General features: G+C 64.6%; 9 protein-coding genes. 4 read left to right on the top strand and 5 right to left on the bottom strand.

Annotated elements, in window-relative coordinates; all coding sequences use genetic code 11:
* Positions 1 to 90 precede the first annotated feature (90 nt).
* Positions 91 to 678 (bottom strand): TetR/AcrR family transcriptional regulator, encoded by a 588-nt coding sequence (locus tag AB6M95_RS19160; RefSeq protein ID WP_371388348.1) that lies wholly within the window; start codon positions 676 to 678, stop codon positions 91 to 93.
* 109 nt (positions 679 to 787) lie between these two features.
* Between AB6M95_RS19160 and AB6M95_RS19165 the strand changes: the two genes are divergently transcribed.
* Positions 788 to 1,672, top strand: coding sequence for a DMT family transporter (locus AB6M95_RS19165; protein ID WP_371388349.1), 885 nt, complete (start codon positions 788 to 790; stop codon positions 1,670 to 1,672).
* A 348-nt stretch (positions 1,673 to 2,020) separates the two neighbouring features.
* Here the strand turns inward: AB6M95_RS19165 and AB6M95_RS19170 are convergent, their stop codons facing one another.
* Both AB6M95_RS19170 and AB6M95_RS19175 read right to left on the bottom strand, forming a co-directional pair.
* Positions 2,021 to 2,896, bottom strand: a complete 876-nt coding sequence (locus tag AB6M95_RS19170; RefSeq protein ID WP_371388350.1) for a class I SAM-dependent methyltransferase — start codon at positions 2,894 to 2,896, stop codon at positions 2,021 to 2,023.
* A 217-nt stretch (positions 2,897 to 3,113) separates the two neighbouring features.
* Positions 3,114 to 3,275: a hypothetical protein gene (locus tag AB6M95_RS19175; RefSeq protein WP_371388351.1), complete on the bottom strand. Its 162-nt coding sequence runs from the start codon at positions 3,273 to 3,275 to the stop codon at positions 3,114 to 3,116.
* Between the two features lie 176 nt (positions 3,276 to 3,451).
* On the opposite strand from AB6M95_RS19175, the gene AB6M95_RS19180 reads away from it, so the two are divergent.
* The gene (locus AB6M95_RS19180; protein WP_371388352.1) at positions 3,452 to 4,333 is read left to right on the top strand and encodes a LysR family transcriptional regulator; all 882 of its coding nucleotides are present in this window, start codon (positions 3,452 to 3,454) and stop codon (positions 4,331 to 4,333) included.
* A gap of 3 nt (positions 4,334 to 4,336) precedes the next feature.
* Here AB6M95_RS19180 and AB6M95_RS19185 read toward each other — a convergent pair whose 3' ends face one another.
* Together AB6M95_RS19185 and AB6M95_RS19190 are read right to left on the bottom strand one after the other, a co-directional pair.
* On the bottom strand, positions 4,337 to 5,224 hold the full coding sequence (locus AB6M95_RS19185) for a LysR family transcriptional regulator (protein WP_371388353.1): 888 nt from the start codon (positions 5,222 to 5,224) through the stop codon (positions 4,337 to 4,339).
* Positions 5,224 to 6,105 carry a LysR family transcriptional regulator gene (locus AB6M95_RS19190; protein ID WP_371388354.1) on the bottom strand — a complete coding sequence of 294 codons (882 nt, stop codon included), beginning with the start codon at positions 6,103 to 6,105 and terminating at the stop codon, positions 5,224 to 5,226. The genes AB6M95_RS19185 and AB6M95_RS19190 overlap by 1 nt, the downstream gene beginning before the upstream one ends.
* A gap of 133 nt (positions 6,106 to 6,238) precedes the next feature.
* On the opposite strand from AB6M95_RS19190, the gene AB6M95_RS19195 reads away from it, so the two are divergent.
* Entirely contained in the window at positions 6,239 to 6,397 is a 159-nt protein-coding gene (locus tag AB6M95_RS19195; RefSeq protein ID WP_371388355.1) for a hypothetical protein, read from the top strand.
* 127 nt (positions 6,398 to 6,524) lie between these two features.
* A complete protein-coding gene (locus AB6M95_RS19200) occupies positions 6,525 to 6,701 on the top strand; it encodes a hypothetical protein (RefSeq protein ID WP_371388356.1) in 177 nt (58 codons plus the stop codon).
* Positions 6,702 to 6,882: the final 181 nt, after the last annotated feature.

Below are 6,882 nucleotides of genomic sequence, written 5' to 3' on the forward strand. Positions count from 1 at the left end.
TCTCTCCCCCTTCCCCCCTGGACCCCCCATCCCCTCTCACTCTCCGAAACTTTTTGGGCCGCCTTCGGCGGGGGGGCGCTTGAGGGTGGATCAGGATTTGGGCTGCAGGAAGATGTCGACGATGCGCCGGGCGTGGGCGGCGAGTTCCGCCTGGGTCGGCGTGGGGATCAGGCCGACCAGGACGTGCATACGCAGGGAGAGCAGGCCGCCCAGCAGGAGCCGGACCCCGTATTCCGTATCGTCGAGGTTTAGTCGCTCCCGCAGGAATTCGGCCAGGCACGCCTCGGTCCGCCGGGGACCCACCGCGAAATAGGCGCGGGTCATCTCCGGGGCGGTCGGGCCTTCGGACAACAGCAGACGGACCGACGCCAGATGGTCCTCGGACATGTGCACCTTGAGGAACCCCTCGGCGAATCGAGTCAGGGCCTCGCGCGTGTCCTCCAGGGACAGGGCGTCCAGAAACCCGTTCCCGCCGTCCGCCCGCCGGACCTCCAGCGAGGCCTGGAACAGCGCCTCCTTGGAGTCGAAATACCGGTACACCGTCTGCTTGGTCATCCCGGCCCGCCGGGCGATGTCGTCCATGCCCGCCCCGATGTACCCCTCGGAACGGAAAACCTCCCGCGCCGCCAGCAGGATGGCCGACCGGTTCCGCTCCCGCTTCGTTTCCATCTTGGTCATGATCGGACCTCCTTTGTTAAAAAACATACTACTCAGTATGAATATTCTTGACAAGCCACTCGGTCGGCTTTAAATCATACCAATCAGTATGATTTTAAAAGGAGCCTCCATGACCATAGCACAACTGAAGACATTCATCCCGGAAGACGCCCAGGCAAAGGGGCGGATGGCGGCGATCCTGGGCGGGATCCTGCTCAGCTTCGACCCGATTTTCGTCCGGCTGTCGAGCGTGGGCGGGTATGAGACCGCGTTCCTGTTCGGGCTCTTCTCCGCCCTGTCCATGGGCAGCCTGATCCAGGCCACCGACGCGCGCGGGCTGGTCGGCACGGTCCGGGAAAGCGGCTGGCCCGCCGTCATATCCGGCCTGATCATCCTGGGCAGCGCCTCCATGTTCGTGCTCAGCATCAAGCACACGAGCGTGGCCAACACCATGATGATCCTGAGCGGCAGGCCCGTGCTGACGGCGGCCGCCGCCTGGCTGGTCCTCGGGGAACGGACCACCGCCAGGCTCTGGCTGGCCATCGGCGGCGTGATCTGCGGCATGGCCGTGGTCGTGTCCGGCTCGCTCCAGTCGGGCAACGTCCACGGCGACGCCCTGGCCCTGGTGGGCGTGTCCTGCCTGGCCGCGAACGGGGTCATGTGGCGGCACTTCAAGTCCATGAGCCGGATGCTGGTCGTGGGCTTCGGCGGCCTGTTCCTGGCCGTGATCATGTTCTTCATGGCCGACCTCTCGGCCATCCCGGCCCGCACCTGGCTGGTCATGGCCTGCATGGGCCTGCTCTCCGCCCCGGCGGGCCGGGTCATGAACGCAGTCTCCTCGCGCTACATCCCGGCCGCCGAGATGGCCACCTACGCCCTGATCAGCCCGGTCCTCGCCCCCATCTGGGTCTTCCTCCTGTTCCGCGAACAACCCCCCGCCACCACCCTCGCGGGCGGCGCTCTCATCCTGGCGACCATCGCCACCTACATCGCCATGACCGCCCGGCGGTCATGAAGAGCCGGGGGCAGGGGAGGAACAACCCTTTGAAAAGGGTTGTTTCCTCCCCTGCCCCCGGACCCCATCCCCTCATTTTCCCAAACTTTTTGTATCCGCTTCGCGGGGTAGCCCACAAAAAAGGTCCCCGGTTCAACAATGAACCGGGGACCTTTTTTCTCCCTGGAGCGATTCGGGTGCGCAGCACCCGACAGCGGCTCTCCCCCCGCGCTCGCACAAGGCTTGGGAGAGTGGGTCAGATGTGCATTTTTCGAGGGTCCGCCTGACCGCAGCGTACCCCAGTACGTGAGGATCAGGCGGGCCCTCGGAAAATGCGCAGATGGCCCGCTATCGCAAGCCGCCGCCCCCTTACGAAGGAAAAATCCCAGGCTGAATGGGATGCATGGGCGGGGGGTTGAAGACGTCGTAGGGGTTGTCGACCCGCTTGGTCAGCTGCTCGACCAGGGGGCAGTTGTAGGTGGCGGCCTGCGGCTTCCAGAAGAGACGGCCCCGGCCGCAGACCGCAATGAGTTTGCTGGCGAAGAAGGCGGGATAATAGCGGCGGACATTCTCCGGGTAGGAGAGGGTGTACACCGGCTTGTCCGGATACTTGTTCTGGAGCTCGACCGGCGGGAACTGGACCTCACGGAGCGGGCTCAGCTTGTGCAGGGCCTTCATGTCCACGTTGCCCGGAATTTCCAGGCAATACTCGCGGACCTCGAACCCGCCGATGGACAGGACGTTGAGCAGGCTGACAGGGGTATACCAGCGCAGGTGGCCGGTGTGCCACACGCCCGGTCCGTAGGGGAACCGGCCGGACAGGATCTCATGCTGGACCATCCAGAAATGCAGGTTGGGCGTGGCCACGACGAGCAGGCCGTCCTCGGCCAGGAACTCGCGGATGCGGGTCATGGTCAGCCACGGGTCGAACAGGTGCTCGACCACGTCGTGCAGGATGATGTATTTGAAAAACCCCTTGTACTCAGGGGAGAAAATCTCTCCGCGCTCGATGTCGCGGAGCTCGATGCGGTCGATGAACGGGCTGAGCCTGCGGGCGGCCTCAGGGTCCATGTCCACGCCGTACAGCTCGGTGCACCCCTTGTCCCGCTGCAACCGGAGCAGTATGCCGCCCCAGCCGCAGCCGACCTCCAGAATGCGCGAGGCCCCCTCCGGAATCATGTCGCACACGGCCTTCCGCCCCTTGGACGTCTCGATGGTCTCTTCCCGCAACCGCTCCAGTTCCATGGCGCAAGCTCCTTGTGGTTCATCAACAATCCCCGAGAAGCTACACAATTTCCGCCGAAACACCAAGACGCTTGCCAGCCGCCCCCCTCCCCCCCACAAGGTTTCGGGAGCACAAAAAAAGAGGGGCTCTTGCCCGAGGGGGAAAGGATGGTAATCCCCCGGACAAGAGCGCCTCCAACCCGCATTATACGCGGGGAGCGCAGGGCTCCCTGTAAATTTAATAGCCCCTGGTGAACAGCAGCAGCGTGAAGGCGGCCACGGCCGAGGCGGCCTGACGGATGTGGCGGCCGTTGTTGCGGCGCGGACGGTTGTTGTCGTTGCGATGCGCTTCGTTGCGCATATGCATCATGGCCAGTCGGGTATCGTTGTCCATGCTCATGATCCTGCTCCTTGCTTTGCTGCCGCCATGTGGGCGGTTTTCCATATCTGCACATCTACGGATCATGTCGAAATCAATCCAATTGTTTTGTTTGATGCACTTGTTCGGTTTTTCCGATGTCATTTTCGATCTCAATCGGATATGGTTATGATGGACATCAAGGAGGCTGATCGAACATGGAACTGTACCAACTCAAGACGTTCGTGGTGGTGGCCGAGGAAGGCCACCTGACCCGCGCCTCGGTGCGGCTGCACACCAGCCAGCCGTCGGTCAGCGCGCACATCAAGGCGCTGGAGGACGAGCTGGAGACCAAGCTGTTCATCCGCACGCCCAAGGGCATGCGCCTGACCGAGGCCGGGGAGCGGCTCAAGCACCGGGCCGAAAACGTGCTCAAGGCGGCCCGCGAACTGAAGCTGGAGGCGCGGAACATGGGCGACGAACTGGTGGGCGACCTGTCGCTCGGCCTGAACACGGACGCCGAATACCTGCGCATCGTGCCCCTGCTGACCTCGCTGGGCGAGGACCACCCCAGAATCACCCTGCAGATCCAGCAGCGCGCCTCCACCTCGGTGCAGGGGGCCATCCGCGACGGCGAGCTCGACTGCGGGTTCATCTTCGGCGAGCCGAGGTTCCCGGAGATCAACGCCATCCCCCTGGAAAAGACCCGCTTCTTCGTGGCCGTGCCGGATATCTGGAAGGACCGCATGGACCATGGGCTCTCCGGCCTGTCCGACCTGCCGTGGATCATGGACCCGTCCGACAACCCGCTGCAGCAGCTCATCGAGCCGTTCTTCAAGTCCCACGGGATCAAGCCCTCGAACCAGCTGGAAGTGGACGGCGACGAGGTCATCCGCGTGCTCGTGGCCGCGGGCAAGGGGGTTTCATTCCTGCGGAAGAACGAGGTCCTGGCGGCCAACCGCATCGGCCAGCCGGTGCACGCCCTATCCTTCGACGAACTGTCCATCCAGGCGAACTTCGTCTACCTCAAGCGGCACGACGAGGACCCGGTCATGCACGCGGTCATCGAACACGTCAAACGGTGCTGGGAAGTGCGCTAGGACTCAGCGGGCCTCGGGCCACAACGACCGCACCACGTCGGTCAGGGCCCGGATGATCGGGTCGTTCTCCCGGCTCTTGGGATACGCGAAACTGATGTTCAGGGAGAGCATGGGCCCGGTCTCGCAGATCACGGCCGTGCCCTCCCGGACCATGGCTTCCGCGTCGCTCAGCTTGAGCAGGGACACGCCCTTCCCGGCGGCCACCAGCTCGCGGATGACGTCCTCGGAGTCCGCCTCGATATAGTCGGTGATGCTGATGCCCGAGCCCTCGAACACGCCGTCCAGGACCTTCATGAACGGGCACTCCTCGTCCGGCCGGACCCACGGCAGGGCCGCCAGTCCGTCCAGGGGCAGCCCCTGCACGCGGGACGACCAGGCCGCCGGGGCCACCACGCATACCGGAATCTCCTTGAGGTGGATGTGGGCGACCTCGGCGTAGCGGTTGTCGAAAAAGGAAAAGCCCGCGTCCAGACGGCGGTCGCGCACGTCCCGGAGAATGCCGCCGGAACTGCCCTGCAGAAACTTGAGCCGCAGCTTGGGATGGGCGTCGGCCATGGCCGCCGACAGCTCGGCCACGCGCAGAAAACTGGTGTCCGTGTTCAGGGCGATGGTCAGCGAGCCGGTCAGCTCCTCGCGGTATCCGGCGGCCAGGTTGGCCATGTCCTCGGCGGCCAGGAGCACGGAGTCGGCCTTGAGCTTCAGCCCCTTGCCCACCTCGGTCAACCGCATGCCGCGCGGAGTGCGCACGAACAGCGGCAGGCCCAGCTCCTCCTCCAGCGCCTTGATGTGCCCGCTCACCGCGGGCTGGCTGGCGTAGATGCGCTCGGCGGCCTTGGTCAGGTTGCCCTCCTCGGCCACGGCCACGAAGGTCTTGAGCTGATAGAGTTCCATCATCCCTCCCAGGTGCGCCGCACCAGTTCGATGATCGCGGCCAGCGACGGCAGCTCGTCCTCGCCCTTGCGGTACACGAAATTCACTTCCACCGGATGCCTCCCGACCAGCGCGCACTCGGCCGCCAGCCCGCTGTCAAGCATGGCCGCCACCTCGTCCTCGCGCACCAGGGCCAGCGCCTTGCCCTCCACCACCAGGGCCCGGATGACCTCTTCGGAATCCGCGCCGATGGTCCGGGCCGGAACGATCCCGAACTGGTTGAAGATGTCCAGCTGCAACTCGCGGAACGGGCTGTGGCTGGCGGGCATGACCCAGGTGAAGGCCGACAGGGCCTCGGCATCGGCATCGGCCAGCTCGTCCCGGACGCTCGCCGCGCCCATGATCGAATACTCGGGCTCGGCCAGCTTGATGGTCTCCAGGTCCCGGTACGGATTGCCCGCGAAGACGAAACCGGCGTCCAGGTTGCGCGCCCGGATCTCGCTCAGGATCACCCCGGACGGCGACTGGATCAGCTTGAGGTTGAGCTTGGGAAACCGCTCGCTCATCAGGTCGATCAGGCTGGTGGCCTTGAGAAACGCCGGGTCCGTGCACAACCCCAGCGCCACCTGGCCCGCCACCTCGCCGCCGAGCATCACGGCCCGCGCCAACAGCGTCTGCGCCGCGCCCAAGACCTCGATGGCGTCGTGCACCAGTTCGGCCCCGGCCTGGGTCAGCTCCACCCCGCGCGGCACCCGGTCGAACAGCCGGACGCCCAGCTCCTCCTCCAGGGCCTTGATGTGTGCGCTCACCGCGGGCTGGGTCGCGTGGATACGCTTGCCCGCTCGGGTGATGCTGCCCTCTTCGGCCACGGCCACGAACGTTCTCAGTTGATAGAGTTCCATGGACTATTCATACCCGCGCCGCCCGAATGGGGCAATCGCAATTCCTTATGTCCGGTGCCGGTCTTTCCAATTGGTCGCGGCGCCGTTTTTCGGGCAAGAATGTCCGGCATATTCCCCCAAAAGGAGGCGAATCATGCCGGATACCTTCGACTGGCGCTATTTATTCCTGCCCGAAGACAGTTCCGCCCCCGAACACCGTCAGCCCCCCGCCGCCCCCGCGCGGATCGGCAAAACCCTGCTCTGGGCCTGCCTCGCCGTGCTTCTCGGCCTGCTCCTCGGCCATCCGGTCTAAGCCACAGCCATAACGATTCCTTATACCAGCCGTCACGCATCGTTATTGGACCATATGACCACATTGCGCATAGGAGGAGGTTGAGTTTGGTTCCCGTTCAACGGATCAGTCAAGGAGGTCGGGAAAGATGAAGAAGTCCAACATGAATGCGCTTGCCTACCTGTTCCAGCCCGAGGATTCCACGGGCGCACCGTGGAGCAACGACCTGTGCCGCGCCGCCAACGGCCCCCTCGGCCTGGTCAAACTCCTCTTCTGGACCGGCGTGTCCATGGTCCTCAGCATAGGCATCAGCCAGCTCGTCTAACACATAATTTTCGGCGGTCCCGACCGGGTCGGACCCGCCGCATCCTGACCTCTCGAAGGTCCCTCTCCGGCCAAGGCCGGGCAGCAAGCCACGGAAACTCGCTGCCCGGCCTTGGTTTTTTTTTGCGCCTCCGGCGGCCAGGGGGGAAGGGGAGAGAGGGAACCCTTTGAAAAGGGCTTCC

It is taken from the genome of Pseudodesulfovibrio karagichevae, assembly GCF_041414475.1.
GTDB classification, from domain to species: domain Bacteria; phylum Desulfobacterota; class Desulfovibrionia; order Desulfovibrionales; family Desulfovibrionaceae; genus Pseudodesulfovibrio; species Pseudodesulfovibrio karagichevae.

Excerpts from the sequence above, each read along its gene's own strand:
- AB6M95_RS19160 (WP_371388348.1), bottom strand. The coding sequence starts at position 678 with ATGACCAAGATGGAAACGAAGCGGGAGCGGAACCGGTCGGCCATCCTG.
- AB6M95_RS19165 (WP_371388349.1), top strand. The coding sequence starts at position 788 with ATGACCATAGCACAACTGAAGACATTCATCCCGGAAGACGCCCAGGCA.
- AB6M95_RS19170 (WP_371388350.1), bottom strand. The coding sequence starts at position 2,896 with ATGGAACTGGAGCGGTTGCGGGAAGAGACCATCGAGACGTCCAAGGGG.
- AB6M95_RS19175 (WP_371388351.1), bottom strand. The coding sequence starts at position 3,275 with ATGAGCATGGACAACGATACCCGACTGGCCATGATGCATATGCGCAAC.
- AB6M95_RS19180 (WP_371388352.1), top strand. The coding sequence starts at position 3,452 with ATGGAACTGTACCAACTCAAGACGTTCGTGGTGGTGGCCGAGGAAGGC.
- AB6M95_RS19185 (WP_371388353.1), bottom strand. The coding sequence starts at position 5,224 with ATGGAACTCTATCAGCTCAAGACCTTCGTGGCCGTGGCCGAGGAGGGC.
- AB6M95_RS19190 (WP_371388354.1), bottom strand. The coding sequence starts at position 6,105 with ATGGAACTCTATCAACTGAGAACGTTCGTGGCCGTGGCCGAAGAGGGC.
- AB6M95_RS19195 (WP_371388355.1), top strand. The coding sequence starts at position 6,239 with ATGCCGGATACCTTCGACTGGCGCTATTTATTCCTGCCCGAAGACAGT.
- AB6M95_RS19200 (WP_371388356.1), top strand. The coding sequence starts at position 6,525 with ATGAAGAAGTCCAACATGAATGCGCTTGCCTACCTGTTCCAGCCCGAG.